The following is a 24,995-nucleotide window of genomic DNA, read 5'->3' as shown; positions in this document are numbered from 1 at the left end:
GTTGTGGGTTCGACTCCTGCCGGGCGCGCCATATTTAATCAAAAATTATACATAACATAGTCGGGAAGTAGCTCAGCTTGGTAGAGCACTTGGTTTGGGACCAAGGGGTCGCAGGTTCGAATCCTGTCTTCCCGACCACTTATTGGGGCCTTAGCTCAGCTGGGAGAGCGCCTGCCTTGCACGCAGGAGGTCAGCGGTTCGATCCCGCTAGGCTCCACCAATAATATAAGTTTATAACTGACTAATTGTGGCGGCGTAGCTCAGCTGGCTAGAGCGTACGGTTCATACCCGTAAGGTCGTGGGTTCGATCCCCTCCGCCGCTATCTAAGGACCTTTAGCTCAGTTGGTTAGAGCAGACGGCTCATAACCGTCCGGTCGCAGGTTCGAGTCCTGCAAGGTCCACCAGTTTAATTAATGTACGGAGGAATACCCAAGCCCGGCTGAAGGGATCGGTCTTGAAAACCGACAGGGGTGTTAAAGCCCGCGGGGGTTCGAATCCCTCTTCCTCCGCCATATTTATTAAAACAAACCCTTTACTTTGCTAACTTGTTATGTTACAATAATGTAGTCGGGTTGAAAAAGAAGTTTGAAAGTATTTTATTGTCGCGGGGTGGAGCAGTGGTAGCTCGTTGGGCTCATAACCCAAAGGTCGCAGGTTCAAATCCTGCCCCCGCAACCAAGGTCCCGTGGTGTAGCGGTTAACATGCCTGCCTGTCACGCAGGAGATCGCGGGTTCGATTCCCGTCGGGACCGCCATTTTTATTTTAAAGAATTACAATGTGGCTCAGTAGCTCAGTCGGTAGAGCAAAGGACTGAAAATCCTTGTGTCGGCGGTTCGATTCCGTCCTGAGCCACCATTAATGCGGGTGTAGTTTAGTGGTAAAACCTCAGCCTTCCAAGCTGATGATGAGGGTTCGATTCCCTTCACCCGCTCCATTAGGGGCCTATAGCTCAGCTGGTTAGAGCGCACGCCTGATAAGCGTGAGGTCGGTGGTTCGAGTCCACTTAGGCCCACCATTCCGCAGTAGCTCAGTGGTAGAGCAATCGGCTGTTAACCGATCGGTCGTAGGTTCGAATCCTACCTGCGGAGCCAATATGGGGAAGTACTCAAGTGGCTCAAGAGGCGCCCCTGCTAAGGGTGTAGGTCGCGAAAGCGGCGCGAGGGTTCGAATCCCTCCTTCTCCGCCATACGTTTTGGCCCCTTGGTCAAGCGGTTAAGACACCGCCCTTTCACGGCGGTAACACGGGTTCGAATCCCGTAGGGGTCATACCAAAAAGAGACAATGCACATATAATTGTGCATTGTCTCTTTTTATTTAGTAGATTGCTAAATATAAAATTAGCAGCAGCGTGTGGTCTGAAAGCTTTAAGGTTCATTCCGACGATACTCGCGGTTCTCCGAGTCTCTTGCCCGGTTATATTATTACATATGGAAAGGCTGGTGCTGAAAGTTACAATAACTTTCAGTACCAGCCTTTTTTCTTTATTTTTTATCATCTACATAACTGTCGCCTTTATGATAAGGTATATCGCCAAGAGGTGATTCTAACCCTTCTGCATCGAGCTCTTCTTTGTATTCTTCTGATTCCTCACTGTGCACGACGCCAGCAGGTTCACCTGTGATATCTGATACAGCAAAATCTTCATATTCCTCTGTAGCTTCGTCACTATCATCATCATAAAGATCATCATAATCACGATTTTCATTACCGCTAAAATCGGAAGGAGTTTCGGAAGTGCCGGACCTTGCGATTTCTTGAAAACTGTCTTCGTAATCTCTTCTGTCACCGGATCTACGTTCGGCAAATGAATTCGGTTCTGCCATAATTAAAATATCTTCCTCTACTGGACGATCCTCGGGAACGGATTGTTCTGCATCTTCAATACATACAGTTGTAAACGGAATGGCTTCTAAACGTTCGTATTGAATGTTCTTTCCGCATACTTCACACGTCCCGTACGTTCCGTCTTTGATAGCCTGGAGTGCATGCTGGACTTTTCCTAGCTCGTCTTCCGCATGTGTGTTCAAGGCTATATCTTTTTCACGTTCATACAATTCAGTTCCCATATCAGCTGGATGGTTATCGTACATCGATAGCTCCCCAACCGAATCTTGGGCTGACTGCACCATCTCCGTTTCCTTTTCGGTCTGGGTTAAACTTTCTTCCATAGCATGTAGTTCTTTTTCTAAGGTTTGTATTTGTTGTGTAGTTAGCAATTCATTCACGACCCTTTCTGTATGGCTTTCCTAAATAGGAATGGAGTTTGGGAAAGCTTTATTACTTCAGTCATTCCCTGTTTCTTAGGAAGCGTAAACCTTTCCAACAAAAAAACGCCTACCTTTTGCAGTGTAGACGTTTGAGATGTGGTTTATTCAGATGAAATGAGCGATAAGTATTCCAATACCCAGAAGAAATCCAAACAATGTATTGGTCACTCCTGTGTCTTTCATAGCCGGCATCACGTGAATCGGTTGCTCGTATTGCCTGAACGTTTTAATTGCATAAAGCGGTTTAGGTATACTTAGAAGAACAAGTAAAGCCCAAGCGGATACATGACCAGTAAGAACAAGTACGATAATCCAAACATAGGACACGATAAAGAATGAGGCGAGTATGGTGACAGCATTTGAGCGTCCTGTCAGAATTGCTAATGTCTTGCGGCCGCCTTTGGTGTCTCCTACGATATCACGTATATTGTTTGCCATCATGATCGCTGCGACGAGCAGCATACTTGGCACGGACAGTAAGATTGCATTTCCTGTAATAGTTCCTGTCTGTATGAAGAAAGCAATTAAAATCAACAGCATTCCCATAACAAAACCGGATACTAACTCACCAAATGGTGTATATGCGATGGGGTAGGGACCGCCGGTATAAAGATAGCCGATCAACATGGCGATGGATCCAACTACTGCAAGAACCCAGGAAGTTTGCATGCAAATGTAGATGCCTAGAAGAACCGACAGGCCATATAATAGCAATGCTAAATTAAGGACAGTTTTCGGTTTCACGCCATTTCGTACAATTGTGCCGCCAATGCCGATAGAGTGCTCATCATCGAGCCCCCTCTTGAAGTCGTAGTATTCATTGAACATATTCGTTGCCATTTGCAAGAATAAGCTTGCCGTCAGCATAGCCAGGAATAGCGGAAAATGAATGGCTCCATATTGCAGTGCGATCATGGTGCCTAAAAAGACAGGTGCAAAGGCTGCGGTTAATGTGTGCGGTCTTGTGAGCTGCCACCAAACGCGCCAGCCGGTAGTAGATTCTATTGTGTGTTGCACGTGTAATCTCTCCTTATTTATAATCAATACTTACTATTATACAACAAAAGCAATCTGTTAGGTATGGTGATTGGTCAACCGAACGCATTTGTCGAAGGACCTCGAGAACAGGAAGACTTATCATACTAAGTAAAGCATTCGATGTGATAGAATAGAGGTACTTATAGTCCGGCTACTATATGGCTGGAAGAAATTTATCGACAACATATTGAATGATAGTAAGGAGAGAGTAGGATGAACCGGAAATTGACCGATCGAGCGAATTTAGGTCAGACTGTAGGAACGGAAGCTCGTTTTTTTACGGAAACAATAGAAGTGGAAACGCTTGATCCGCTTGCCTTTTTTGAAGCAGGGCGTTCACATTATGGCGATCATCGTTTTTTTTGGCAAAATGCAGATAAAACAGTCAAGCTGGTTGGCGTTGGTCAGGCAGCCGTGCTGACTGCTGACACACACCGCTTTCAATCGATATCCAGACAATGGAAAGCCCTTTGCGGAAGACTGATCAAAGAGGAAAAAGATATGGATCCCGTGCTGTTCGGAGGGTTTTCATTCGATCCACAAACGAGACAGGATGATGAATGGACTGCATTCCCGGCAGCGTATTTCACGGTGCCTTTGATTCAATTGAAAATTGATAACGGTAAGACATACGTATCGATCAATTATGTTACAGACGAGCTAGAGGCAGCTGCTCAGTTTGAAGGGTTGCGTCAAGAACGTGACCGCTTGCTTCATATCGCGCAAGTGGATGAGTTCACATTACAAGGTAAACCAGCGATCGTTTCACAGACGGAATTGGCTACTGATCGCTATATGGAGGCAGTCGAGAATGTGACTTCCCAAATTAAAGCGCAGGTGGCGGAGAAAGTTGTCATTGCGCGTAAGATCAAATTGTCTTTTGAAGAGGAATTTCAAAAAGCAACTGCCCTGCACGCAATTACGAATGAACAGCAAGCGAGCTATCATTTCGGTTTGCAAATAGGAGAAGAGATGTTTTTTGGTGCGACTCCTGAGCGACTTGTGGAAATTTCAAAAGGACAAGCATATTCAGCCTGTGTAGCCGGCTCCATACATCGTGGAAAAACAGCCCTTGAAGATCAGCAGCTTGGCGAACAATTGCTGCGTGACAAGAAAAATCGGGAAGAACATCAATATGTAGTAGATATGATTACGGAAGTATTTTCTGAGTTCTGTTCCTCCTTGCATGTGAATAAAACACCAAAACTATTGAAGGTCCGAGATATTCAACATTTATTCACGCCAGTGGAAGGAAAATTAGCTGAAGATCAGGACATTTTCCGTCTCGTGGAAGCCCTTCATCCGACGCCTGCCCTCGGCGGGGTTCCGCGCAAGAAGGCGCTTGCGATCATTCGGGATGAAGAGCAAATGGACAGAGGGTTTTATGCAGGACCGATTGGTTGGACGGATGCAGCAGGAAATGGAGAGTTTGCTGTCGCAATTCGTTCAGGACTGCTGTCTGGCAAAGATGCCTATCTATATGCAGGCGGAGGTATCGTGGCGGATTCCATGCCGACTGAAGAGTATAAGGAAACATGGGTAAAATTCAGACCTGTTTTGCGTGCGCTCGGAGGAAGTTTACATGAATGATCATCGTGCAGGATTGACGAACTATGTGCTTCGTCTAACAGAAACTTTGGTGCAACAAGGAGCCAATAAGGCGGTCATCAGTCCAGGTTCCAGATCGACGCCGCTTGCTTATGCATTCTCAAAGTCCGAAGATATGCAGACTTTTATTCAAACAGATGAACGTTCTGCAGCATTTTATGCACTCGGACTGGTGAAAGCGACTGGACGGCCAGTCGTTCTGCTATGTACGTCGGGTACTGCTGCATCGAATTATCATCCGGCAGTAACAGAGGCCTATTATGCTCGTCTGCCTCTTATTGTCATCACCGCAGACCGTCCGCATGAACTGCGTGAAGTCGGTGCTCCGCAGGCGATAGACCAGATTCGTATGTTTGGGGAGCACGTTAAAGAAAGTGTAGACTTTCCTGTTCCCGAAAACCGTGCAGAAATTCTGAATTACATGGAACAGCGGGCAGTCCGGCTGCTTGCTGTTGCGAAAACTGCACCACAGGGTCCAGTCCATCTGAATGTGCCGTTTCGGGAGCCGTTGCTAATTGATTTAGAAGGACAGGCACCGGTCAGCAGGTTCCAACAGCAATTCATCGGTGAAGCCTCGTTGTCTAATGACATGAAGGATTTCTTACAGCAAGCGATAACTAAGTCAAAGCGAGGTATTTTGATCATCGGTGAACAGCCGCCTGAATTGCAGAAAGAGCAGTTCTGGCAATTTGCTAAGTCGCTTCAGTGGCCGGTATTATGTGACCCGCTATCCAATTTGCGTTCGCAGGTACCAGCTGACTGTATCGATTTATGTATCGATCAATATGACGCATTGTTAAAAAGTGAAACATTTAGCGAAGGGGTACAGCCAGACTGTGTCATCCGTTTCGGACCACAGCCTGTTTCTAAGCCATTAACGTTGTTTTTAAAGAGGGTCTGTCCAAAAACATATATTGTAGTGGATGAATCCCCAAATTATCGCGATCCCTTAGGTCTGACAACGCATCATTTGCAAACTACAGCAAGGAGTGTTTGGCAGGAGATGGATGTCTGTCTTGAACGGGCTGACTATACAAATCAATGGCTTCAAGCGAACCAGATTTCCACTGATGTGCTCAATGATGAAATGTATTTTAACGGAGATGAAGGGCATATCGTGCGTCAGTTCATTGCACATCTGCCTAATAAAGCTGATGTCGTGTGCAGCAGCAGTATGCCGATACGTGATTTGGATACGTATTTTAAGAAGACCGAAAAAGATATTTCGCTATTTTGCAATCGGGGGACAAATGGTATCGATGGCGTAGTTTCGACTGCTCTTGGTATCCAAGAAGGCCGCAAACGAACTACCTATTTATTAATTGGTGATTTGGCGTTTTTACATGATTTGAATGGATTGATCATATCCAGATTACAGGAGACAGATTTAACGATTATCATCGTCAATAATAATGGCGGGGGCATCTTCTCCTATCTGCCTCAAGCATCTGTGGAAGACTATTATGAGCAATTATTCGGTACTCCGACGAATTTGACATTCAATCATATTGCGGCGATGTATGAAGCGCAGTATGATGCGGTGTCTACAGTGGAGGCATTTGAAAACGTAATGCAAGCGACTAAAACGTCCAGCCTGCGAATGATTGAAGTCTTTACGAATCGTGCGGATAATGTGGAAGCACATCGGACGGTATGGCGAGAAATCGCGAAGAGGGTGGAATGCATTGAAGGCTGAAGTCATGGACATCCGTGGAATTCAAACCTATGTAGAACGCCATGGAGATGAGCAATTACCGGCGATTGTCCTGTTGCATGGCTTTACGGGCTCAACAGATACATGGCGGGAAACGATCGATATACTTCTGACACAGCATTATGTCATCACGGTCGATTTAATTGGTCACGGCAGAACGGCCTCTCCAACGGAGCCAGAACGTTATCAAATGAATGAACAGATTGAAGATTTGCATCAGTTATTGGCAGATCTACACATTGAGCAGCCCATTCTGTTAGGGTATTCAATGGGCGGAAGAGTAGCGCTTGGCTATGCCGCAACGTATTCCGACCAAATTGCCGGCTTGATACTAGAAAGCAGTTCACCTGGTTTAGGAACGGAAGCTGAACGGACTACACGCTGTGTTGCAGACGCAAAGTTAGCGGAGCGAATCGAAAACGAAGGAATCGAGAAATTCGTCGATTTTTGGCAGGAAATTCCCCTTTTTCATTCGCAAAAAAAACTTTCGGATGAGAAGCAGCTGGCTGTGCGGCTTGAGCGACTGAAGCAGCAGCCGCTTGGCTTGGCAAATAGTCTGAGGGGAATTGGGACAGGAAGTCAGCCATCATATTGGGATGAGTTGACGCATTTTGAGTTTCCAGTTTTGCTCATCACGGGAAGTGAAGATGAGAAATTTGAAAATATTGCCCGGGAAATGAAACGATTATTGCCAAATGCCTTGCATGAAACGATAAAAGACGCGGGACATGCAATTCATGTGGAAAAACCGCGGCAATTTGCTACAATGATAAAGAGCTATCTGAAAACAGTTGGAAAATGAGGAGGAGTTAGTATGACCCGTCAATGGGAAACGCTTCGTACATATGATGATATTAAATATGAAATGTACAACGGCATTGCAAAAATTACGATCAATCGTCCAGAAGTGCGAAATGCATTCCGGCCGAAAACCGTTTCTGAAATGATTGATGCATTTTCACGAGCAAGAGATGATCAACGTATCGGTGTCATCGTGTTAACAGGTGAAGGAGAAAAGGCTTTCTGTTCAGGAGGCGACCAATCTGTTCGCGGTCACGGTGGATACGTAGGTGACGATGAGATTCCTCGCTTGAACGTGTTGGATCTGCAACGTCTAATTCGCGTAATTCCGAAGCCGGTTGTCGCAATGGTTGCTGGTTATGCAATCGGTGGCGGCCACGTTCTGCATGTTGTTTGTGATTTGACAATTGCAGCTGATAATGCACGTTTCGGACAGACTGGACCGACTGTTGGTTCATTCGATGCTGGTTACGGATCTGGTTACTTAGCGCGTATTGTGGGCCATAAGAAAGCGCGTGAAATCTGGTACTTATGCCGTCAATATGATGCGCAGGAAGCACTCGACATGGGTCTGGTCAACACAGTTGTTCCTTACGATCAATTGGAAGATGAAACCGTACAATGGTGTGAGGAAATGTTGAGTAAGAGTCCGACTGCATTGCGCTTCTTGAAAGCTGCAATGAATGCGGATACGGATGGACTGGCTGGACTTCAGCAAATGGCTGGAGACGCTACACTTCTTTATTACACAACGGATGAAGCGAAAGAAGGACGCGATGCATTTAAAGAAAAACGCAAACCGGACTTCGATCAGTTCCCGCGTTTCCCTTAAACGTTTTAAAAGCTGCCTATAATGGGCAGCTTTTTCATTACACTATTTAATTGGAGGTTGTAGTTTCTTATGATGATCCCGAATTGGTTGCATCAGCGTGCGAAGGTGTCTCCAGAGCTGTCCGCTTTGGTGGGAAAGGAAGGGCAATGGACTTTCCGTGAATTGTACGAAGCGTCGCTTGGAATCGCACAACAGCTACATAGTTTTAATATTGCATCGGGTGATAGAGTAGCTTTATTGAGCCATTCCAATGAAGAGACCGTGTTATTCATTCATGCGTCCTGGTTATTGAGTGTGGAAGTAGTGTTTCTCAATAGCCGACTTACTGAAGACGAACTAGAATGGCAAATTAACGATGCGGAAGTTGAGATAGTGGTCGTCGATGACCGGGTTGCCCAGACTCCTATTCTAGACGGAGTGGAATGTTTGTCCTATTCAACTATTCGCCAAGCGGAACGAAAAGAATTCGAGGTAGTGGAACTGTGGGAAGAAGATCGGACGCTTTCGGTCATGTATACTTCAGGCACCACAGGCGTTCCAAAAGGCGTGCGTCAGACAGCCGGCAATCATACATCTAGTGCTCTGGCTTCTGTGTTGAATCTAGGATTAACGGATCGAGATTCTTGGCTTTGTATGATGCCGTTATTCCATATTAGCGGCTTATCAATTATCATTCGTTCCGTTATTTATGGAATGGAGACGCGACTTTACGAAAAATTTGATGCAAAAGAGGCCGCAGCACAGATTACAGCAGGAACAGTAACGGCTATGTCAGTTGTTGCGTTGACATTAGATCAAATTGTTCGGGTCATAGAAGAAGGGAACAGTAAAGCCCATCCGACATTCCGGACGATGCTGGTCGGCGGTGGGCCCGTCCCGCTTGATTATTTAGAAAGGGCTGCTGAGTGCGGTTTGCCTATTTTACAGACGTACGGCATGACGGAAACTTCTTCTCAAACTGCGACTCTCGGGAAAGTAGATGCTGTTCGTAAATTAGGATCTGCCGGAAAGCCGCTGTTTTTTAATCAGATTAAAATTAAAGGGACAGATCAGGCGAGAGAAGTGGGTGAGGTCCTTATAAAAGGTCCACATGTCACACCAGGGTATATTGGAAGCCAAAGTAACCGTTCACCACTCACGGGAGATGGCTGGCTCGCTACGGGTGATGCTGGATATTTAGATGAAGAGGGATATTTATTCATCGTTGATCGACGCGCAGACTTAATTATTTCTGGCGGAGAGAACATCTATCCTGCTGAAATTGAAAACGTCCTATTGGCACATCCCGCAGTTAGGGAAGCGGGGGTTTGCGCAAAAGATGACGACCAATGGGGACAAGTCCCAGTAGCCTTCCTCATAAGCGATCAGGTTTCAGAACAGGAGATACTGGCGTATTGCGCGCAACACTTAGCTCGCTACAAAGTACCGAAAGAGATTCGATTTGTCGATCAGCTGCCGCGCAATGCGTCCAATAAGTTAATGCGTTTCGAATTGAAAAAAAGTCTTTAAAAAAACAGTGGAGTCAACCCCACTGTTAGTTACTTAATGCTTTTTTTAATACTTGAAGATTCTGTTCCATCAGCGAGAAGTAATCCTTCCCTTTGTCAATATCTTCATTTGTCAACACGCTTAAATTATGAAGAGTCAGCACTTCCGCATTGAGTTCTTTCTGAATGACTTCTGCTAATTTAGAGCTGACATTTTGTTCGAATAAAATATATTGAATGTCTTTCTCTTTTGCTTCTTGAACAAGTGCAGCCAACTGTTTTTGGGAAGGTTCGTTTTGTGAGTCAAGTCCCGAGACAGCAAGTTGCTGAAGCCCATACGTATCCGCTAAATAACCAAAGGCAGCGTGTGAGACAAAGAACGTTTTATTCGGTGCTTCATCCGCCATTGTTTTATATTGGCGATCCAATTTTTCCAAATCGTCATACAGTGTATCGAAATTTTCTTGGAATTGGTCTGCGTGTTCCGGCAATTCATCGGTTAACTCATCTTTAATCTTCTCGGCGAGCAACGTGCTTAAAAAGGGCGAGATCCATACATGCGGATCAACTGCGGAATCATGACCATGATCGTGATTATGGTCTTCCTCCTCGTGTTCATGTGAATGACCTTCGTGATCATGTGAATGTCCTGGCTCCAACTCTTCCGGGTCTATATCATCTGCAATAGAAACGAGTTGCACATGTTCATTTTGCAACGTCTTTTCGGTTTTCTGAACAAAACCTTCCAAGCCAAGCCCGACGTAAAAGAACAGATCCGCTTTCGCTAAGGACATCATATCTTTTTGAGTGGGTTCGAAAACGTGTTCATCTGTTCCAGGCGGATAAATGGATTGAACGTCAACAAACTCTCCGCCAATACGTTCTGTAAAATATTGAAGGGGATAGACGGTCGTGTAAATAAGAAGCTTAGTGGATGAAGGAGATTCATTTTCATCTACTGCCTTTTTGCTGCATCCGCTTAGCAAAAGCAATAGGGCAACAGCTGCGAGAAAGTAACGATTTTTCATTTTAATAGGCCTCCATGACGGTAATAGGAATGATTACTATTTAGGTAACTTACTCATCATACAAGATTATTTTTGTGAATGCAACATTCGTTTACTTCATTTTTTTCTAAACTTCTTCATTGGGACTGGATCAAACCCGCCTTCGTGAAAAGGATGACATTTCAATATTCGTTTCACAGCAAGCCAGCTGCCTTTGAGTGCGCCGTGTGTTTCAATTGCTTCTACTCCATAATGTGAACAGGTAGGATAAAACCGGCAAGAAGGCGGAAACATAGGAGATATGAACTTTTGATAGAAACGTATACCTAATAATAAGACTTTCTTCAACATATGAATCACCTTCCGATGTAATTAGGTTTAGTTTACTGGCAAAAGTGGTAAAATAAAAGAGAGAAGCTTAAAAATGATTAGGAGAGTGTTTTTTTATGTCTAAGGAATTAATTCAAGAATTGAACAAGCAAGTATCTACGTGGTCTGTAATGTATGCAAAGTTGCATAATTATCATTGGTATGTAAAAGGAAGTCATTTCTTTACTCTCCACGCAAAATTTGAAGAGTTATACGACGAAGCGACAGTGCATATGGATGAAATTGCAGAGCGAGTACTGACATTAGGCGGAAAACCGACTGCTACGCTATCTGAGCATTTGGAAAGTTCGGTAGTGAGCGAGGCAAATGGAACGGAAAAAGCGAATGATATGGTCCAAGCGTTAGTAGATGATTTTGATAAGATTATGAAATCGTTGAAAAAGGGAATGGATCTCGCTTCAAAAGATTCAGATGATATGACAGAAGATATGCTCAATGCGGTTTATCAGAGCATCGAAAAACACCAATGGATGCTGAATGCGTTTTTAGGCGAAACGAATGAATGAAAATCCTTCATTTCGCATGAAATCGGCCGATAGTAAGAAGTGAATAGTAGGAAGGAGTGAACGAAATGGATATCAATTCAATCATGTCCAGTCAGTTGAGAAGCTTGCAATCAACCGTTCAAATGAGTGTTATGACGAAAGCTCTTTCAATGGAAACTTCTGCTGCAGCCGAAATGCTGAATAATCTGCCTGCCGCTACTCATCCCCATAAAGGGGCATCTGTGGATATCAAGGCTTGATTGCAAAACACACGTCTCGTATGATTGAGATGTGTGTTTTTTTAGCGATGGCATCGAAATGAAACACTGTGAAAAAATAAATTAAATAACTTTTATAGGAGGTTGACCATTATGGGGCATGGCCAATTTTTGCGTAATTTGATAATCGAAACACCTTCCAAACCGGGAAATCTCGGCAAAGTAACGATGGCGATTGGGCAGTTGAATGGCGACATCGGCGATATCCAGACGATTAAGGTAGGAACACTTTCTACGATTCGAGAAATCGCGTTACAATGCAATGACAAGGCTCATTTGGAAGAAATCGTGGAAGCCATAGACAATTTAAAAGGCGGCATAAAAGTTCATACTGTAACAGATGACGTTCTTCAGGCGCATGAAGGCGGAAAAATCCATATGAAAGCCACGCATGAGATTCGTTCGCTGGCAGACCTCCGTAGAGTCTATACACCCGGTGTTGCGAATGTCTGTAAAACAATTCAAGAAGATCCGGAACAGGCGAATTATTTCACGGGCATTTCCAATACTGTAGCCATTGTAACGGACGGAACGGCCATTCTAGGACTAGGAGATATTGGCCCAGTTGCAGGCATGCCCGTAATGGAAGGGAAAGCCGTGCTGTTTGATCAATTTGTCGGCATCAGCGGGGTTCCAATTTTATTGGATACGAGTGATCCCGACCAAGTTGTAGAAACAATGAAGCATATCCACAAAGGATTTGGTGCGATTTTATTGGAAGACATCGGCTCACCTCATTGTTTTGAAATCGAAGAACGTTTGAAGAAAGAATTGCCGATTCCCGTCATGCACGATGATCAGCATGGGACAGCAGTCGTTGCACTAGCAGCCGCATTAACGGCAAGTCAACATGTCGGCGTGGACCTAGCAAATGCATCAGTCGGACAAATTGGTTTAGGGGCAGCGGGCCTAGCAATCAGTAGAATGTTCATGGCCTATGGCGTGAAAGAGATGAAGGGGACCGACCTGAACCCGAAAGCCAAGGCCATGTTGGCGGGATTTGGTGGAACAGTTGCAGATTCAATGGAAGAGATCATGGAGACATGTGATCTCGTCATTGCAACGACAGGAGTTGCAAATTTAATCAAACCGGAAATGATCCGCAAAGGACAAATCATCTTGGCACTGTCGAATCCGAATGCGGAAATTGCCCCTGACGAAGCTTTGGAGGCTGGCGCAGCTTATGCAGCAGACGGCCGCTTAGTGAACAACGTCCTCGGTTTTCCAGGCATCTTCCGCGGTGCATTGAACGCAAATGCAAAAGCCATTACCTACCCAATGCTTATTGCGGCGGCACTTGCCATCGTCGACAGCACAAAACGCGACGATCTGGTGCCTCATCCACTGGATCCCAATGTGCATATAAATGTCGCGTTGGCAGTGGAAAGAGTTGTCTACGAAGAACAAGCAAAATAAAAACATGGAGCCTATTAACAATTCGTGGAGGTTAATAGGTTTTTGTTTTTTTGTCTAGGATTTTGAGGATCGAAGTAAGAAGCACCTCTTTATTATTTTTATATAATATTTTCAAATCTATATTTCAATGAGACTTCCAGGGGATAGCGCGTAAGAAGGAGGATCACCGCATGCCCCACGGAAAGCGTACTGGCTGAAGCGCAATTCCCGGTGTAGAAAGCTGGAATTACCTTAGGCAAAAACACATCATTCGCCTTTAAAATTAGAATATTTTTTTCGGTTATAGCCATGCTACCTAAAAAAAGAAAGTAGGATGGTTATGAGCGAACAAAAATACACGATGTATGTCTCCGTCACCAATCAGCAAGTCCTAATCGATCCGCACGCCTCCCCGTGGGAATATAAAGTAGAGGTCTCAAAAGAAGCATACCCTGTTTTTGAACGATTATTTGCCCAAATGGACCGCTTGGAGTTCCGCAACTTTCTGCGCTCTCATCTGCCATATATACCTTACCACTATGACCGCGACAACCACGATATCGATCGGCGGATGATGAAAGTCTATGCCTTAATTCATGAATACACGGACGATGAATCCAAACGCTTTATTGAGAAGCTGCCCTTCTTTCGTTGATTCGGCACACGTCTTTCCGCTACACTATAGGAAAGGACGTGAGCCATATGCTAAAGTTTGAAGACTTAAAAGGTGCCAACGTTGAACTGACATTTGGGCCGAATCAACACCGGATTGAATCACGCCATGTACTCGTTGTGATCAAACATAATGATCGGTGGCTACTGACAAAACATCGAATTCGCGGAATTGAGTTTCCAGGAGGAAAAGCGGAGGCAGGCGAGATGATTGAACAAGCCGCCATTCGAGAAACATTGGAAGAAACCGGCGTGACGATTGATAATGTACACTCCTTTGCAGAATACGTTGTCTTTACCGATCCGCCTTTCTGCAAAGCTGTTTTCACAGGAAATGTCGTTCATGTCGAGCGAGACTATACGTTACTTGAGACAGAAGGCGCTGTCTGGATGACAGACGCGGAGCTTGCCGCCTGCACGGAGCTTAGCTTCCATATGAAAGACCGCGGCATGGGAGAGCTCAGGAAGTGGGTGGAAGCGAATGACTGAACGCACTGACGGGGATATTATCAAGCGTAAGGAGTATCCATCGCCGAATCCTCATGTGAGGTTGGAAGAGGTAACGTATTGGTCTGACGGCTTGCAGGTTAAAGGACTGCTCGCTACACCGACAGCTGAAGGGCGTTATGATGGCTTGCTGTATTTACGGGGTGGAATCCAACATGTTGGAATGGTACGACCCGCCCGCATTGCACAGTTTGCTTCACACGGTTTGGTCGTGTTTGCTCCTTATTATAGGGGCAACCGAGGGGGCGAGGGGAAGGACGAGTTTGCAGGAGAGGACCGCAATGATGCGGTTGCCGGAGTGGAAGTACTGAAACAGCAAGCGTCTGTCGATTCAGAACGGATTCATCTCTTTTCTTTCTCTCGAGGGGGCATTATGGCATTATGGACCGCCATATTACGTGAGGATTTAACATCGATGGTGACGTGGGCAGGAGTGTCTGATGTCGTGTTCACTTATAAAGAACGTGAAGATATGCGGCGAATGATGAAGAGGGTAATTGGAGGCACACCAAATAATATGCCGGATGCCTATCGTGAGCGGACCGCTTTGTTCCGCGTGCACGATATTGAAATACCTACTTTGATCATCCATGGAACGGCGGACACAAATGTTTCATTTGAGCAAGCACTGTTACTAGAAAATGCGCTGCGCGATGCCAATAAAGAATACGAAACATGGTATTTAGAAGGATTTACCCATTACATTCCGCCCGAGATGAACCGCAAACTAGTGAAAGAAGCAGTGGATTGGATGAAAAGCAAAAGCCGATAATCAAAAAAATCCTTGCAGAAATACTCTGCAAGGATTTTTTAAATAAATTATGCGATCGGGCCGCCTTTGATTGCGATCTCTTCAGAAACATGGTTGAATTTCTTGAAGTTTTCACGGAAAGCTGCTGCAAGACGCTTCGCTTCTGCATCATATTCTTCAGGATTTTCCCAAGCGTAACGTGGGTGTAACACATTGCTTGGCACGCCTTCGATTTCAAGAGGCATTTCGAGTCCAAAGATTTCATTTGTCTTAGTCTCTACATTATCCAACTTACCGGCAATTGCCGCGCGAACCATAGTTCGTGTGTAACCTAAGTTCATACGAGAACCGACCCCGAATATTCCGCCGGTCCAGCCAGTATTAACCAAGAATACTTTTGCGCCGTGTTCGTCAATTTTCTTACCAAGCATCTCTGCATACGTTGCAGCAGGAAGAGGTAAGAACGGTGAACCGAAGCATGTAGAGAATGTTGGTTCTGGAGCAGTGATTCCACGCTCCGTACCTGCCAATTTCGATGTGAAGCCACTTAAGAAGTGGTACATTGCCTGTTCTTTTGTCAGGATCGAGATTGGAGGCAATACGCCGGAAGCATCAGCCGTTAAGAAGATGATGTTTTTCGGGTGACCCGCAATAGACGGTGTCACAATATTTTCGATATTTTCAATCGGGTAAGCAGCCCGTGTATTTTCAGTTAATGAATTGTCATCATAATCCGGTATACGTGTATCTTCGTCCAATACAACGTTTTCCAACACGGAACCGAAACGGATCGCGCCAAAGATTTCAGGTTCTTTTTCTTCAGAAAGGTTGATACATTTCGCGTAGCATCCGCCTTCGATGTTGAATACACCGTTATCAGACCAGCCGTGCTCATCGTCACCGATCAACTTGCGGTCAGCGTCTGCGGAAAGTGTTGTTTTACCTGTTCCTGAAAGACCGAAGAATAGTGCCACATCGCCGTCTTCTCCAACGTTAGCTGAACAGTGCATCGATAGGATGCCTTGCTCTGGAAGCAAGAAATTCATCGCAGAGAAAATAGATTTTTTCATTTCTCCCGCGTACTCTGTTCCGCCGATCAAGACAATACGTTTTTCAAGGGACATGATGATGAATGTCTCTGAATTTGTGCCATCCACTTCTGGATCCGCTTTGAAAGAAGGGGCAGCCAAGATTGTGAATTGCGCTTCGTGTGACTGTAGTTCTTCTGCAGTTGGACGGATGAATAATTGGTGAACAAACTGGTTTTGCCAAGCCAATTCATTGACAACTTGTATGGATAACTGAGAGTCTTTATCTGCACCTGCGTATCCTTTGAAAACGAAGAGTTCATCCTTTTGCTTCAAATGATCGATGACTTTCGTGTATAATGAATCAAATACGTCAGGGGAGATTGGCTTGTTGACGCTTCCCCAATCTACTTTATCTTTGGACACTGCATCTTCGACGATAAATTTATCCTTCGGAGAGCGTCCAGTATATTTACCTGTGCGTGCTGCTAGAGCGCCATCTGCTGAGAGTTCGGCTTCTCCTTTAGCGACTGCCTTTTCGGTTAATTCTGCCACAGACGCTTGGATCGTCACGTTGCTTCCTGATAGAAGACTTTTTAAACTATCATCAATTTTTGCAGATATCATATTTACATACCGTCCTTTGCGTAGTCGTTTTATTTGAGTAGAACATCTTAATTCGTAAATAGTATAACACATTAAGAATAATAATCTATACTAATTAAAAACTCAAGTGATTTGAGATAAAAAAATTGACAAAATCACAACTTTTTTATACTATGTGACATGAACGGATACTCTTATCCCGAGTTGGTGGAGGGTACAGGCCCTATGAAACCCGGCAACCTGCAAAAGACAGTAGTCTAGCGCGAAGGTGCCAAACCTGAAGCAAGGTTAAATTCCTTGGACGATAAGAGTGAAAGGTGCTGCGCGTGAAATTTTGCCTTTTACTCATTGCTAGAAAGTGAGTAGGGGGCTTTTTATATTGTCTAGCCCTGAATCCTTATGGTATATGATTGACGTCAATTCAGGCGTGGAGCTTTACCAGGGACTTAAGAGAGTACCGTATCATGTTGATTGAGGGGGAAACAAAAATGACAAACCGTCGACTGTTTACATCAGAATCAGTTACTGAAGGCCATCCTGACAAGATGTGCGACCAAATATCGGATGCGATTTTGGATGCGATATTAAAGGAAGATGCGAATGCCCGTGTGGCATGTGAAACGAGTATTACGACAGGACTCGTATTGGTAATGGGTGAAATCACTACCACTACCTACGTAGATATCCCAAGAGTAGTCCGTGATACTGTGAAAGAAATTGGGTACACACGTGCGAAATACGGTTTTGATTATGAAACTTCTGCTGTTTTAACTTCTATTGATGAGCAATCACCTGAAATTGCCGCGAGTGTCAACGTTGCGCTCGAAGCTCGTGAAGGCTCTATGACAGACGAAGAACTGGATGCCATCGGAGCGGGTGACCAAGGATTGATGTTTGGTTACGCTTGTAATGAAACACCTGAATTAATGCCGCTTCCGATCAGTCTTTCCCACAAGCTGGCATTCCGACTTGCGCAAGCGCGTAAAGAAGAGTTGATTTCTTACCTGCGTCCTGATGGTAAAACGCAAGTAACTGTAGAGTATGACGAAGACAACAAACCTGTGCGGATTGATACGATTGTTATTTCGACACAGCATCATCCGGAAGCGACAATGGAACAAATCGAGAAGGATATTAAAGAAGTAGTAATCGACGCGGTCGTACCTGCTCACCTATTGGACGAACAGACGAAATACTTCATTAATCCGACAGGAAGTTTTGTTGTGGGTGGTCCTCAGGGAGATGCGGGACTCACTGGAAGAAAAATCATCGTGGATACATATGGCGGATATTCTCGTCATGGCGGCGGTGCATTTTCTGGTAAAGATGCAACAAAAGTGGATCGTTCTGCTTCCTATGCTGCACGCTATGTCGCGAAAAATATTGTGGCGGCAGGATTGGCAGAGCATTGTGAAGTACAACTTGCCTATGCAATCGGTGTGGCAAGCCCGGTATCCATTTCAATCAATACATTCGATACAGGCCGTCTATCCGAAGCACTCTTAGTCGAATTTGTTCGGGAGTTGTTTGATCTGCGACCTGCAGGCATCATTAAAATGCTTGATCTTCGTCGTCCGATCTATCAACAAACGGCTGCATACGGTCATTTTGGCCGTACGGATATTGAATTGCCGTGGGAGAAAACGGATAAGGCAGATGCATTATTAGAATTAGCAATTAAAAATGATGTGAAACAATAAAAAAGATAGTTGAAGGCAGAAAGGGGGGATTAATATCCTTCTTCCTGCCTTTTTTTTATAGTATAATATAAAATAAAGAACATTCAGAAATTGGGAAAGGGGAAATTTATTGACTACACTACAACATACATTTGTGCTCGATATGGATGCTGTGCAATTGAAAGCGGAGTTAGATAGCGGGCAGATTACTTCACGTCAAGCGACGGAGGCTTATATTGCACAATGTCAGGCAACCAATCCAGCTGTGAACTTTTTAGTGGAAGAGCGATTTACTAAGGCGTTGGCCGAAGCGGATCAAGCAGACAAAGAACGGAATACAACGAAGATGACAGGGAAATTATTTGGCGTACCTATTAGTATGAAGGAATCATTCGATGTGGCTGGGATGCAGACGACAGGCGGATTGCCGTATCGTAAGGGACAGATGCAAACGACAGACGCGGAAATTGTCCGTCGATTAAAAGCGGAAGGCGCCATCCTGATCGGCAAGACAAATACACCGGCACTCTGTTTTTGTCAGGAGACCGACAATGCATTGTATGGCCGCACCAACAATCCCTACGACCTCTCTAGGACAGTAGGCGGCTCGAGTGGCGGAGAAGGTGCGGCGATTGCTCTAGGGGCGGCTGCAGCGGGAATAGGTTCAGATATCGGAGGATCCATCCGTTTCCCAAGTCATTTTACTGGGGTCATTGGCTTCAAATCAGGAAATTCGCAAGTTTCATCAATCGGCAGCTATCCTGCCGAAGAGCATCCATTACAGCAAAGAATGCTTGGAATCGGGCCGATGACAAAATCGGTACGGGATGCAAAACTGCTTTACAGCATCATTGCGGATGAACTACCTATGGAAAATGAGTTGAATCAATATACTGTAACGTTCTTGCCCGATATGAAGCTGCCGCTATCTAAGGAGACAGAAGGCTTCTTACAGGCGATCAAAGGATTTCTGTCGACAGAATTTCCTATTAGAGAGGACATACCTCCTCATTTTCAAGAATCAGCGGAATTATGGCAAGAGATCATGTCCATTGACGGCGCGAGTGGAGCAGCAGTAGAAGCATTCGGCACACGTCCGATCCGGCCGGTGCGTGAATTTTTATTAGACAAGGCGGGCAAACAAACCGATTTGCATCGGTATTTATCCTGGGCTTTAATTGGTGCCTCTTTATTCAAACCTTCAGCGGAACGAGTAGCTGAGATCGAAACCATTATTGAAAAAGGTGATGCGGAATTAGACCGCTATCTGGATAAGCGAATCCTTGTTTTGCCTGTTTATCATACGGCAGCCCTTTCGCACGGTATCGTATACAAAGAGTTATTCTCCATTCGGAAGACATTTCTGCAATATATTCCTTACGTCGCGTATGCCAATGTGTGGGGGCTTCCTGCTTTGACAATCCCTATTGGAGCGGATCGAGACGGCATGCCGCTTGGTGTACAACTAGTGAGCAAAATCGGGAATGAAGATGCGTTGTTTGCACTGGGCGCACGTCTAGAGGAAGAGTATAAAGGCTATTCGAGAGTTATCCCATCTTTCATATGAATCAATTATGTTTTAGCATAATTGATTCTATTTATTTCCAGTTTTTAATCAAACCACCTACTATCAGACCGAATACAGCGTGTGCGGCCGTCCAATAGAACCAGGCTGCCCCATCTGTAATGGCAGGTGGTTGTTCAGATAATCCTGTCAGCGAGAATAAAATGCCACCACCAACGGTATAGACTAAAACATACGGAGATATCAGGTATTCCCGCTGGATAATCCGCAACAGATAAAACAAAGCGACTGCACTTACGATACAAGTAATAAAGTGAAATAAGTATCCTACCAAAAGTTGCGGCTCCCAATCTTGAATTACTGGAACGTAATCAAAGTTGAAAAGCAGCACATAGGCTTGATTTCCAATAAGTATCTGAATAACTTTCAGAAAGAGCGCTAGTGCAATCCCTGCGATGGTACCAATTATTATAAGTTTTCCAAACTGCCTCATCAAAAATCTCCTTCCTTCAACTGTTCAATTCCTTTTTTGACGTTCTTGCTCTTTCACTTTCTCAATTTCCTTAATCTCCTGCTGATACTCTTTTTCTACTTCCGTCGTACCGCGAATAATCGGTTCTTCATTGTAGTCGACTCGTTTACCGTAACGCAGGAGTTCGTAAATCACCATGCCGTTATTCGGCTTGCCGTTTACGGTGATCATGGGAATAGCGTCAAATAAAACATAATAAAATGAATAAAATATAAAACGGCTCCAGAATGTCTTATAGTCGTCTAAAAAGCCGTTTGCGAGCAAGGCATTGATGCCAACAGCCACCGTAAGGTTACTGAGTATAGGTCCTAAATAAATACAAATATACGCAAAGTTACTTTTGGATTTAATCGAATCAAAGGAGAACCAGCTATACACATGGTAATATTTTCGGACATCCAAAAACCAAAATTTAAATATTCGTGGTCCAGAACCAACTGTAAGACGCGGGTTCTTGACTCCAAACAATCCGCTGACGATAAAGTATCCGGATTCGCGAAGAAAGATAACAACAGGCAATATAATAAAGGCTGAAATGACAAGCCCAAGAAGATCTTTCATACCAAACAATCGGTGTCCTCTCCTTACTGATGAAATTCTATAGCAATTGGATACCCTTTTTTTGTCGCAGTGAATCCCGCGCTCAAGGGAAAGAATCATCTAACTTGTAGTACCGGGTTTAGTTTTTTCATTCCGGGGAAAATACATACTATTGAGCAGTAGTAAAAAGATAGAGGAGGAATGGAAAATGGCTAAAATTGCAGTAGAAAACCCATTTGATGACGTAAAACTAGCGTTAGAGGAAAAAGGACATGAAGTGAAAATGTTCGAGAGCGATGAAAATTTAAAAGGGTATGACATGGGCGTTGTACGTGCGTTGAGTGACGTCAACGTGGATCAATTTGATTTCCCGGTCGTCAGCATCGAAGGGAACTCTGTTGATGATATCGTCAATGATGTCGAAAAAAGATTACAACGTTAAGTGTAGTAACGAGGCTGTCCTGAAAGTTTGAGATTTCTTTCAGTGACAGCCTTTTTTACGGTGAGGCAATGGAAGAAATTCACTTCATTAAAAAAAGACGGCCCATTTTTAAGGACGTCTCTTTTCTGAAATTATAATTGTGTTTCAGGTTGGTCGACAGCTTCATATTCTTGCATTAAAGAGCGTAAAGACAATTCGTACAATTGCTTACCATCAATTTTGAATACCCCATTTGATACTAGTTCATCAATTAGTTCATCTCGTTTAGTTTCCACTATGTTTTCATTTCTTTTCATCGTATTGTTTCCTCCTTGATTCCCTCCTAACTATAGCCGTTTTTGATCGTTGTTAAACTTCAGGTCGAGTAGTTGGAAGAGTACGAATTTTCTCTTTCAAAATGGAAGAGGATGGGCGATCAGCCCAACTATGACAATCATGTGCCCGAATTTAAAAACAATGAGATCGCCACCACAATTTTAAAGTTTAGGGGTACCATTACGAGGAAAGAATAGCTATAATCTATTTCGTACGTAAAATGTAACCCATCATAGGAGGTCGCTATGTTTTTTATTGAAGCGAAACGGATTGCAGTCGTTATCTTAGGCTCACTCCTCGTAGCGGTATCGTTAAATTTCTTTCTTATCAGTGCGAATGTCTATGCAAGCGGTTTTGCAGGTGCGGCCCAGTTAGTGTCGAGTGTCCTGACTGATCACTTGAATATAACGATCAGTACAGGAGTCTTGTTACTTCTTTTCAATATTCCGGTTTTTATTCTAGGTTGGTTCAAAGTCGGAAAAGGTTTTACTATCTACAGCATCGTGTCGGTTGCGTGCGCTACGTTTTTCCTTGAGGTACTGCCGGTTCGTTCCATTTCCAGTGATATCCTTCTAAACGCCGTATTCGGTGGCGTCTTGGCCGGGGTGGGTATAGGGTTTTCTTTAAAACTAGGGGCCTCTACAGGCGGCATGGACATCGTAGCGATGATTTTATCGCGAATGCAGGATAAACCGATCGGAGTCTATTTTTTGATTCTCAATGGAATCATCATCGCCTTTGCAGGTATTCTCTACGAGCCCGAAAATGCATTGTATACAATGGTCGCTTTGTATGTAACGACTTCTGTTATTGATATGATTCACACGCGTCATGAGAAGGTTACAGCGATGATTATTACGAAGCAGGCGGATGATTTGCAGCAAGCGATTCACAGACAAATGGTCAGAGGTATAACGATTTTGCCGGCAAAAGGGGCCTATTCGAAAGAAGATAAAAATATGCTGTATGTCGTTATTACACGTTATGAATTATATGACTTGGAACGGATCATTAATGAAACCGATCCCCAAGCATTCACAAATATTGTCCAGACGGTAGGGATTTTCGGTTTCTTCAGAAAAGAAGGCGAGAAGCTTGCCTGATGAATAAAAAACCAAGCGACATTTTGCGCTTGGTTTTTCTCATTAGACTTGATTCGCCATATGCAATTTGGTAAATGTTCCATTTTGGTGCACCAGCTCTTCATAGGTGCCTTGTTCTTCGATTCCGTCTTCCGTCATGACGATGACCCGATCGGCGTTGCGGATCGTTGTCAATCGATGGGCGATGACGAGGGTAGTCCGATTTACGGAAAGTTCCTCGAGTGATTTCTGAATGATCCGTTCCGTCCCGGTGTCAAGTGCAGATGTCGCCTCGTCCAGAATAAGGATAGGCGGGTTTTTTAAGAACATCCGAGCGATGGCCAATCGTTGTTTCTGACCGCCGGATAACTTCAGTCCTCTTTCCCCAATTTGAGTTTCATAACCGTCTGGCATGCTGCTGATCAAATCGGCGAGGTGTGCTTTACGAGCCGCTTCATAAACTTCTTCATCTGTTGCATCTAATTTGCCGTACGCAATATTTTCCCGAATTGTTCCTGTAAATAAAAATACATCTTGCTGGACGATTCCGATTTGGGTGCGCAACGATTTTTGCGTCATTTGCCGAACGTCCAGACCGTCTATGGTAATCGCTCCTTCATTAACTTCGTAAAACCTTGGGATAAGTGAGCAAATTGTGGTTTTCCCTGCACCCGATGGACCGACGAACGCGACAGTCTGACCGGCCTGAATGGTCAAGTCGATATTCCGTAAGACAGGCTTTTCCGCTTCGTAGCCAAAAGTGACGTTGGAAAACCGGATGTCTCCACGTAAATATTCCACCTCGACAGCGTCTGATGCATCCTTAATTTCAGGAGCTTGGTTGATCAATTCGCGGAAACGACCGAAGCCCGCCATTCCTTTTGGATACAATTCCAACAGCGCACTGATCTTGTCGATTGGCTTGATCAAAATATTGCTGAATAAAATAAAACTGACCAATTCACCATAACTTAATTTATTGTTGACCGTGAACCAAGCGCCGACGATCAAGATTACAAGTGTGACGAGACGTGTCAGCATGTACATGGAGGAGGTGGCCCACGCCATCACCTTATATGCGACTAGCTTGGCAGTTCGGAAACGCGCATTGTCTTGTTGGAAACGACGCAGCTCGAACTCTTCATTGGTGAACGATTTAACAACGCGTGATCCTGAAACAGCATCCTCCACTCTGCCATTGACATCCGCAATGTTGCCATACATCTTATGCCAGGCAGCGTTCATTTTCTTATTGCAGAACGTTACGACAACAGCAAGCAAGGGAACCATGACAATGGCGATAAGCGCCAGCTCGGGATTGATCGTATACATTAATCCGAATGCACCAAGAATAGTCATGATCGCAATGAATGCATCCTCAGGACCGTGGTGGGCAAGTTCTCCGATATCGAATAAATCGGTCGTGATGCGTGTCATAATATGGCCTGTTTTGGTATTGTCGAAAAATCGGAATGACTGCCGTTGCACATGCTCGAATAGTTCACGCCGCATATCGGTTTCGATATTGATCCCCAGTTTATGGCCCAGATAGCTGACGATATAGTGTAAAAACGTACTTAGCAAATAAACGAGGAGCAATAAAAAGCTGACAGTGACAATTCGGCTCCAGTCACCTGACGGCAGTAGGCCATCAATGAACCATTGAACGGCGAGTGGAAAAGCCAGCTCAAGCAGGGCGACAAATATCGCACTGAAAAAATCAATAAGGAATAAGCGCCGGTGTGGCTTGTAGTAAGAGAAAAATTGTGTAATCATAGTATAATTCCTTTCGTTTTATCATTTTCCGACAGAAGACGCCCACTGCAAGGAATGTGCAGGGCTCAGCCCAATGAGTAAGTGGGTGATGAATGTCGGTTGGCGCTAGCCAAAGAGTATGTCAGTCGGTTATAATGAGAACATACATTCTTTTTGGTGGAGGTGAATTTCATGCTGATCCACAAAGCTTATCGGTTTCAAATCCATCCGAACAAAGAACAACGTATTTTAATCGC

At 44.5% G+C, this 24,995-nt stretch carries 25 protein-coding genes, 13 tRNA genes and 1 riboswitch; of the genes, 29 read left to right on the top strand and 9 right to left on the bottom strand.

Annotated features, from left to right (window positions below; all coding sequences use genetic code 11):
- Positions 1 to 61 precede the first annotated feature (61 nt).
- From H7J92_RS12750 to H7J92_RS12690, 13 genes are all read left to right on the top strand, one after another.
- Positions 62 to 138: transfer RNA gene (locus H7J92_RS12750), tRNA-Pro, on the top strand.
- Positions 139 to 144: 6 nt separating this feature from the next.
- Positions 145 to 220, top strand: a tRNA-Ala gene (locus H7J92_RS12745).
- A 29-nt stretch (positions 221 to 249) separates the two neighbouring features.
- Positions 250 to 323: transfer RNA gene (locus H7J92_RS12740), tRNA-Met, on the top strand.
- Between the two features lie 5 nt (positions 324 to 328).
- Positions 329 to 405, top strand: a tRNA-Ile gene (locus tag H7J92_RS12735).
- Between the two features lie 15 nt (positions 406 to 420).
- Positions 421 to 513, top strand: a tRNA-Ser gene (locus tag H7J92_RS12730).
- Positions 514 to 604: 91 nt separating this feature from the next.
- Positions 605 to 679: transfer RNA gene (locus tag H7J92_RS12725), tRNA-Met, on the top strand.
- 1 nt (position 680) lies between these two features.
- Positions 681 to 756: transfer RNA gene (locus H7J92_RS12720), tRNA-Asp, on the top strand.
- 25 nt (positions 757 to 781) lie between these two features.
- A tRNA-Phe gene (locus H7J92_RS12715) sits at positions 782 to 857 on the top strand.
- Between the two features lie 5 nt (positions 858 to 862).
- Positions 863 to 936 (top strand) — tRNA-Gly (locus H7J92_RS12710).
- A 4-nt stretch (positions 937 to 940) separates the two neighbouring features.
- A tRNA-Ile gene (locus tag H7J92_RS12705) sits at positions 941 to 1,017 on the top strand.
- Position 1,018: 1 nt separating this feature from the next.
- Positions 1,019 to 1,093 (top strand) — tRNA-Asn (locus tag H7J92_RS12700).
- 4 nt (positions 1,094 to 1,097) lie between these two features.
- A tRNA-Ser gene (locus H7J92_RS12695) sits at positions 1,098 to 1,188 on the top strand.
- An 8-nt stretch (positions 1,189 to 1,196) separates the two neighbouring features.
- A tRNA-Glu gene (locus tag H7J92_RS12690) sits at positions 1,197 to 1,268 on the top strand.
- Between the two features lie 215 nt (positions 1,269 to 1,483).
- Here the strand turns inward: H7J92_RS12690 and H7J92_RS12685 are convergent.
- Both H7J92_RS12685 and H7J92_RS12680 read right to left on the bottom strand, forming a co-directional pair.
- Positions 1,484 to 2,170, bottom strand: coding sequence for a TraR/DksA C4-type zinc finger protein (locus tag H7J92_RS12685; protein ID WP_246602916.1), 687 nt, complete (start codon positions 2,168 to 2,170; stop codon positions 1,484 to 1,486).
- A gap of 204 nt (positions 2,171 to 2,374) precedes the next feature.
- Positions 2,375 to 3,286: a 1,4-dihydroxy-2-naphthoate polyprenyltransferase gene (locus H7J92_RS12680; RefSeq protein ID WP_221837294.1), complete on the bottom strand. Its 912-nt coding sequence runs from the start codon at positions 3,284 to 3,286 to the stop codon at positions 2,375 to 2,377.
- Positions 3,287 to 3,520: 234 nt separating this feature from the next.
- On the opposite strand from H7J92_RS12680, the gene H7J92_RS12675 reads away from it, so the two are divergent.
- The 5 genes from H7J92_RS12675 to H7J92_RS12655 all read left to right on the top strand — a co-directional run bounded on the left by H7J92_RS12675 (position 3,521) and on the right by H7J92_RS12655 (position 9,771).
- Entirely contained in the window at positions 3,521 to 4,897 is a 1,377-nt protein-coding gene (locus H7J92_RS12675; protein WP_221837292.1) for an isochorismate synthase, read from the top strand.
- Entirely contained in the window at positions 4,890 to 6,611 is a 1,722-nt protein-coding gene (menD, locus tag H7J92_RS12670) for a 2-succinyl-5-enolpyruvyl-6-hydroxy-3-cyclohexene-1-carboxylic-acid synthase (RefSeq protein WP_221837290.1), read from the top strand. Before H7J92_RS12675 ends, menD begins: the two co-directional genes overlap by 8 nt.
- The gene (gene menH, locus H7J92_RS12665) at positions 6,601 to 7,431 is read left to right on the top strand and encodes a 2-succinyl-6-hydroxy-2,4-cyclohexadiene-1-carboxylate synthase (protein WP_139366016.1); all 831 of its coding nucleotides are present in this window, start codon (positions 6,601 to 6,603) and stop codon (positions 7,429 to 7,431) included. Before menD ends, menH begins: the two co-directional genes overlap by 11 nt.
- 12 nt (positions 7,432 to 7,443) lie before the next feature.
- Positions 7,444 to 8,262, top strand: a complete 819-nt coding sequence (gene menB / locus H7J92_RS12660) for a 1,4-dihydroxy-2-naphthoyl-CoA synthase (protein ID WP_009497987.1) — start codon at positions 7,444 to 7,446, stop codon at positions 8,260 to 8,262.
- A gap of 69 nt (positions 8,263 to 8,331) precedes the next feature.
- Positions 8,332 to 9,771, top strand: coding sequence for an o-succinylbenzoate--CoA ligase (locus H7J92_RS12655; protein ID WP_009497986.1), 1,440 nt, complete (start codon positions 8,332 to 8,334; stop codon positions 9,769 to 9,771).
- Positions 9,772 to 9,796: 25 nt separating this feature from the next.
- Here H7J92_RS12655 and H7J92_RS12650 read toward each other — a convergent pair whose 3' ends face one another.
- Both H7J92_RS12650 and yidD read right to left on the bottom strand, forming a co-directional pair.
- On the bottom strand, positions 9,797 to 10,777 hold the full coding sequence (locus H7J92_RS12650; protein WP_221837288.1) for a metal ABC transporter solute-binding protein, Zn/Mn family: 981 nt from the start codon (positions 10,775 to 10,777) through the stop codon (positions 9,797 to 9,799).
- A 96-nt stretch (positions 10,778 to 10,873) separates the two neighbouring features.
- Positions 10,874 to 11,107, bottom strand: coding sequence for a membrane protein insertion efficiency factor YidD (yidD, locus tag H7J92_RS12645; RefSeq protein ID WP_425516860.1), 234 nt, complete (start codon positions 11,105 to 11,107; stop codon positions 10,874 to 10,876).
- A 95-nt stretch (positions 11,108 to 11,202) separates the two neighbouring features.
- On the opposite strand from yidD, the gene H7J92_RS12640 reads away from it, so the two are divergent.
- The 6 genes from H7J92_RS12640 to H7J92_RS12615 all read left to right on the top strand — a co-directional run bounded on the left by H7J92_RS12640 (position 11,203) and on the right by H7J92_RS12615 (position 15,255).
- Complete coding sequence (locus H7J92_RS12640) at positions 11,203 to 11,652, top strand: Dps family protein (protein WP_009497983.1); 450 nt, start codon at positions 11,203 to 11,205, stop codon at positions 11,650 to 11,652.
- Between the two features lie 65 nt (positions 11,653 to 11,717).
- Positions 11,718 to 11,891 (top strand): putative motility protein, encoded by a 174-nt coding sequence (locus H7J92_RS12635; protein WP_009497982.1) that lies wholly within the window; start codon positions 11,718 to 11,720, stop codon positions 11,889 to 11,891.
- Between the two features lie 111 nt (positions 11,892 to 12,002).
- Entirely contained in the window at positions 12,003 to 13,325 is a 1,323-nt protein-coding gene (locus tag H7J92_RS12630; RefSeq protein ID WP_221837286.1) for an NAD-dependent malic enzyme, read from the top strand.
- 319 nt (positions 13,326 to 13,644) lie between these two features.
- Positions 13,645 to 13,959, top strand: a complete 315-nt coding sequence (locus tag H7J92_RS12625; protein ID WP_040759391.1) for a hypothetical protein — start codon at positions 13,645 to 13,647, stop codon at positions 13,957 to 13,959.
- A 47-nt stretch (positions 13,960 to 14,006) separates the two neighbouring features.
- Positions 14,007 to 14,465 carry an NUDIX hydrolase gene (locus H7J92_RS12620; protein WP_009497978.1) on the top strand — a complete coding sequence of 153 codons (459 nt, stop codon included), beginning with the start codon at positions 14,007 to 14,009 and terminating at the stop codon, positions 14,463 to 14,465.
- Entirely contained in the window at positions 14,458 to 15,255 is a 798-nt protein-coding gene (locus H7J92_RS12615) for an alpha/beta hydrolase family protein (RefSeq protein WP_009497977.1), read from the top strand. Before H7J92_RS12620 ends, H7J92_RS12615 begins: the two co-directional genes overlap by 8 nt.
- Before the next feature lie 47 nt (positions 15,256 to 15,302).
- On the opposite strand, the gene pckA is transcribed toward H7J92_RS12615, so the two are convergent.
- A complete protein-coding gene (pckA, locus tag H7J92_RS12610) occupies positions 15,303 to 16,889 on the bottom strand; it encodes a phosphoenolpyruvate carboxykinase (ATP) (RefSeq protein ID WP_009497976.1) in 1,587 nt (528 codons plus the stop codon).
- Between the two features lie 170 nt (positions 16,890 to 17,059).
- Positions 17,060 to 17,179, top strand: a riboswitch (SAM riboswitch).
- A gap of 177 nt (positions 17,180 to 17,356) precedes the next feature.
- On the opposite strand from pckA, the gene metK reads away from it, so the two are divergent.
- Both metK and H7J92_RS12600 read left to right on the top strand, forming a co-directional pair.
- Complete coding sequence (gene metK, locus H7J92_RS12605) at positions 17,357 to 18,568, top strand: methionine adenosyltransferase (RefSeq protein WP_040759681.1); 1,212 nt, start codon at positions 17,357 to 17,359, stop codon at positions 18,566 to 18,568.
- 109 nt (positions 18,569 to 18,677) lie between these two features.
- On the top strand, positions 18,678 to 20,114 hold the full coding sequence (locus tag H7J92_RS12600; RefSeq protein ID WP_246602904.1) for an amidase: 1,437 nt from the start codon (positions 18,678 to 18,680) through the stop codon (positions 20,112 to 20,114).
- Between the two features lie 31 nt (positions 20,115 to 20,145).
- On the opposite strand, the gene H7J92_RS12595 is transcribed toward H7J92_RS12600, so the two are convergent.
- Positions 20,146 to 20,565 (bottom strand): hypothetical protein, encoded by a 420-nt coding sequence (locus H7J92_RS12595; protein ID WP_221837284.1) that lies wholly within the window; start codon positions 20,563 to 20,565, stop codon positions 20,146 to 20,148.
- A 24-nt stretch (positions 20,566 to 20,589) separates the two neighbouring features.
- On the bottom strand, positions 20,590 to 21,165 hold the full coding sequence (locus H7J92_RS12590) for a hypothetical protein (RefSeq protein ID WP_245799528.1): 576 nt from the start codon (positions 21,163 to 21,165) through the stop codon (positions 20,590 to 20,592).
- A 187-nt stretch (positions 21,166 to 21,352) separates the two neighbouring features.
- Between H7J92_RS12590 and H7J92_RS12585 the strand changes: the two genes are divergently transcribed.
- Positions 21,353 to 21,586, top strand: a complete 234-nt coding sequence (locus tag H7J92_RS12585) for a YkuS family protein (protein WP_040759390.1) — start codon at positions 21,353 to 21,355, stop codon at positions 21,584 to 21,586.
- Positions 21,587 to 21,717: 131 nt separating this feature from the next.
- Here H7J92_RS12585 and H7J92_RS12580 read toward each other — a convergent pair whose 3' ends face one another.
- Positions 21,718 to 21,882 carry a Fur-regulated basic protein FbpA gene (locus H7J92_RS12580; RefSeq protein WP_221837282.1) on the bottom strand — a complete coding sequence of 55 codons (165 nt, stop codon included), beginning with the start codon at positions 21,880 to 21,882 and terminating at the stop codon, positions 21,718 to 21,720.
- Between the two features lie 264 nt (positions 21,883 to 22,146).
- Here H7J92_RS12580 and H7J92_RS12575 point away from each other — a divergent pair, with 264 nt between their 5' ends.
- On the top strand, positions 22,147 to 23,004 hold the full coding sequence (locus H7J92_RS12575) for a YitT family protein (protein ID WP_009497968.1): 858 nt from the start codon (positions 22,147 to 22,149) through the stop codon (positions 23,002 to 23,004).
- 42 nt (positions 23,005 to 23,046) lie between these two features.
- On the opposite strand, the gene H7J92_RS12570 is transcribed toward H7J92_RS12575, so the two are convergent.
- Positions 23,047 to 24,759 carry an ABC transporter ATP-binding protein gene (locus tag H7J92_RS12570; RefSeq protein ID WP_221837281.1) on the bottom strand — a complete coding sequence of 571 codons (1,713 nt, stop codon included), beginning with the start codon at positions 24,757 to 24,759 and terminating at the stop codon, positions 23,047 to 23,049.
- Between the two features lie 171 nt (positions 24,760 to 24,930).
- Here H7J92_RS12570 and H7J92_RS18070 point away from each other — a divergent pair.
- On the top strand, positions 24,931 to 24,995 hold a 65-nt coding region (locus H7J92_RS18070), incomplete at its 3' end, for a helix-turn-helix domain-containing protein (protein ID WP_221836836.1).

This window comes from Sporosarcina aquimarina, assembly GCF_019748715.1.
Classification (GTDB): domain Bacteria; phylum Bacillota; class Bacilli; order Bacillales_A; family Planococcaceae; genus Sporosarcina; species Sporosarcina newyorkensis.
This window is presented reverse-complemented; position numbering and strand designations above follow the sequence as displayed.

What these genes read in the sequence shown, in the direction of transcription:
- H7J92_RS12685 (WP_246602916.1), bottom strand. Translation starts at nt 2,170, where the DNA reads ATGGAAGAAAGTTTAACCCAGACCGAAAAGGAAACGGAGATGGTGCAG.
- H7J92_RS12675 (WP_221837292.1), top strand. Translation starts at nt 3,521, where the DNA reads ATGAACCGGAAATTGACCGATCGAGCGAATTTAGGTCAGACTGTAGGA.
- menD (WP_221837290.1), top strand. Translation starts at nt 4,890, where the DNA reads ATGAATGATCATCGTGCAGGATTGACGAACTATGTGCTTCGTCTAACA.
- menB (WP_009497987.1), top strand. Translation starts at nt 7,444, where the DNA reads ATGACCCGTCAATGGGAAACGCTTCGTACATATGATGATATTAAATAT.
- H7J92_RS12655 (WP_009497986.1), top strand. Translation starts at nt 8,332, where the DNA reads ATGATGATCCCGAATTGGTTGCATCAGCGTGCGAAGGTGTCTCCAGAG.
- H7J92_RS12650 (WP_221837288.1), bottom strand. Translation starts at nt 10,777, where the DNA reads ATGAAAAATCGTTACTTTCTCGCAGCTGTTGCCCTATTGCTTTTGCTA.
- yidD (WP_425516860.1), bottom strand. Translation starts at nt 11,107, where the DNA reads ATGTTGAAGAAAGTCTTATTATTAGGTATACGTTTCTATCAAAAGTTC.
- H7J92_RS12640 (WP_009497983.1), top strand. Translation starts at nt 11,203, where the DNA reads ATGTCTAAGGAATTAATTCAAGAATTGAACAAGCAAGTATCTACGTGG.
- H7J92_RS12635 (WP_009497982.1), top strand. Translation starts at nt 11,718, where the DNA reads ATGGATATCAATTCAATCATGTCCAGTCAGTTGAGAAGCTTGCAATCA.
- H7J92_RS12630 (WP_221837286.1), top strand. Translation starts at nt 12,003, where the DNA reads ATGGGGCATGGCCAATTTTTGCGTAATTTGATAATCGAAACACCTTCC.
- H7J92_RS12625 (WP_040759391.1), top strand. Translation starts at nt 13,645, where the DNA reads ATGAGCGAACAAAAATACACGATGTATGTCTCCGTCACCAATCAGCAA.
- H7J92_RS12620 (WP_009497978.1), top strand. Translation starts at nt 14,007, where the DNA reads ATGCTAAAGTTTGAAGACTTAAAAGGTGCCAACGTTGAACTGACATTT.
- H7J92_RS12615 (WP_009497977.1), top strand. Translation starts at nt 14,458, where the DNA reads ATGACTGAACGCACTGACGGGGATATTATCAAGCGTAAGGAGTATCCA.
- pckA (WP_009497976.1), bottom strand. Translation starts at nt 16,889, where the DNA reads ATGATATCTGCAAAAATTGATGATAGTTTAAAAAGTCTTCTATCAGGA.
- metK (WP_040759681.1), top strand. Translation starts at nt 17,357, where the DNA reads ATGACAAACCGTCGACTGTTTACATCAGAATCAGTTACTGAAGGCCAT.
- H7J92_RS12595 (WP_221837284.1), bottom strand. Translation starts at nt 20,565, where the DNA reads ATGAGGCAGTTTGGAAAACTTATAATAATTGGTACCATCGCAGGGATT.
- H7J92_RS12590 (WP_245799528.1), bottom strand. Translation starts at nt 21,165, where the DNA reads ATGAAAGATCTTCTTGGGCTTGTCATTTCAGCCTTTATTATATTGCCT.
- H7J92_RS12585 (WP_040759390.1), top strand. Translation starts at nt 21,353, where the DNA reads ATGGCTAAAATTGCAGTAGAAAACCCATTTGATGACGTAAAACTAGCG.
- H7J92_RS12580 (WP_221837282.1), bottom strand. Translation starts at nt 21,882, where the DNA reads ATGAAAAGAAATGAAAACATAGTGGAAACTAAACGAGATGAACTAATT.
- H7J92_RS12575 (WP_009497968.1), top strand. Translation starts at nt 22,147, where the DNA reads ATGTTTTTTATTGAAGCGAAACGGATTGCAGTCGTTATCTTAGGCTCA.
- H7J92_RS12570 (WP_221837281.1), bottom strand. Translation starts at nt 24,759, where the DNA reads ATGATTACACAATTTTTCTCTTACTACAAGCCACACCGGCGCTTATTC.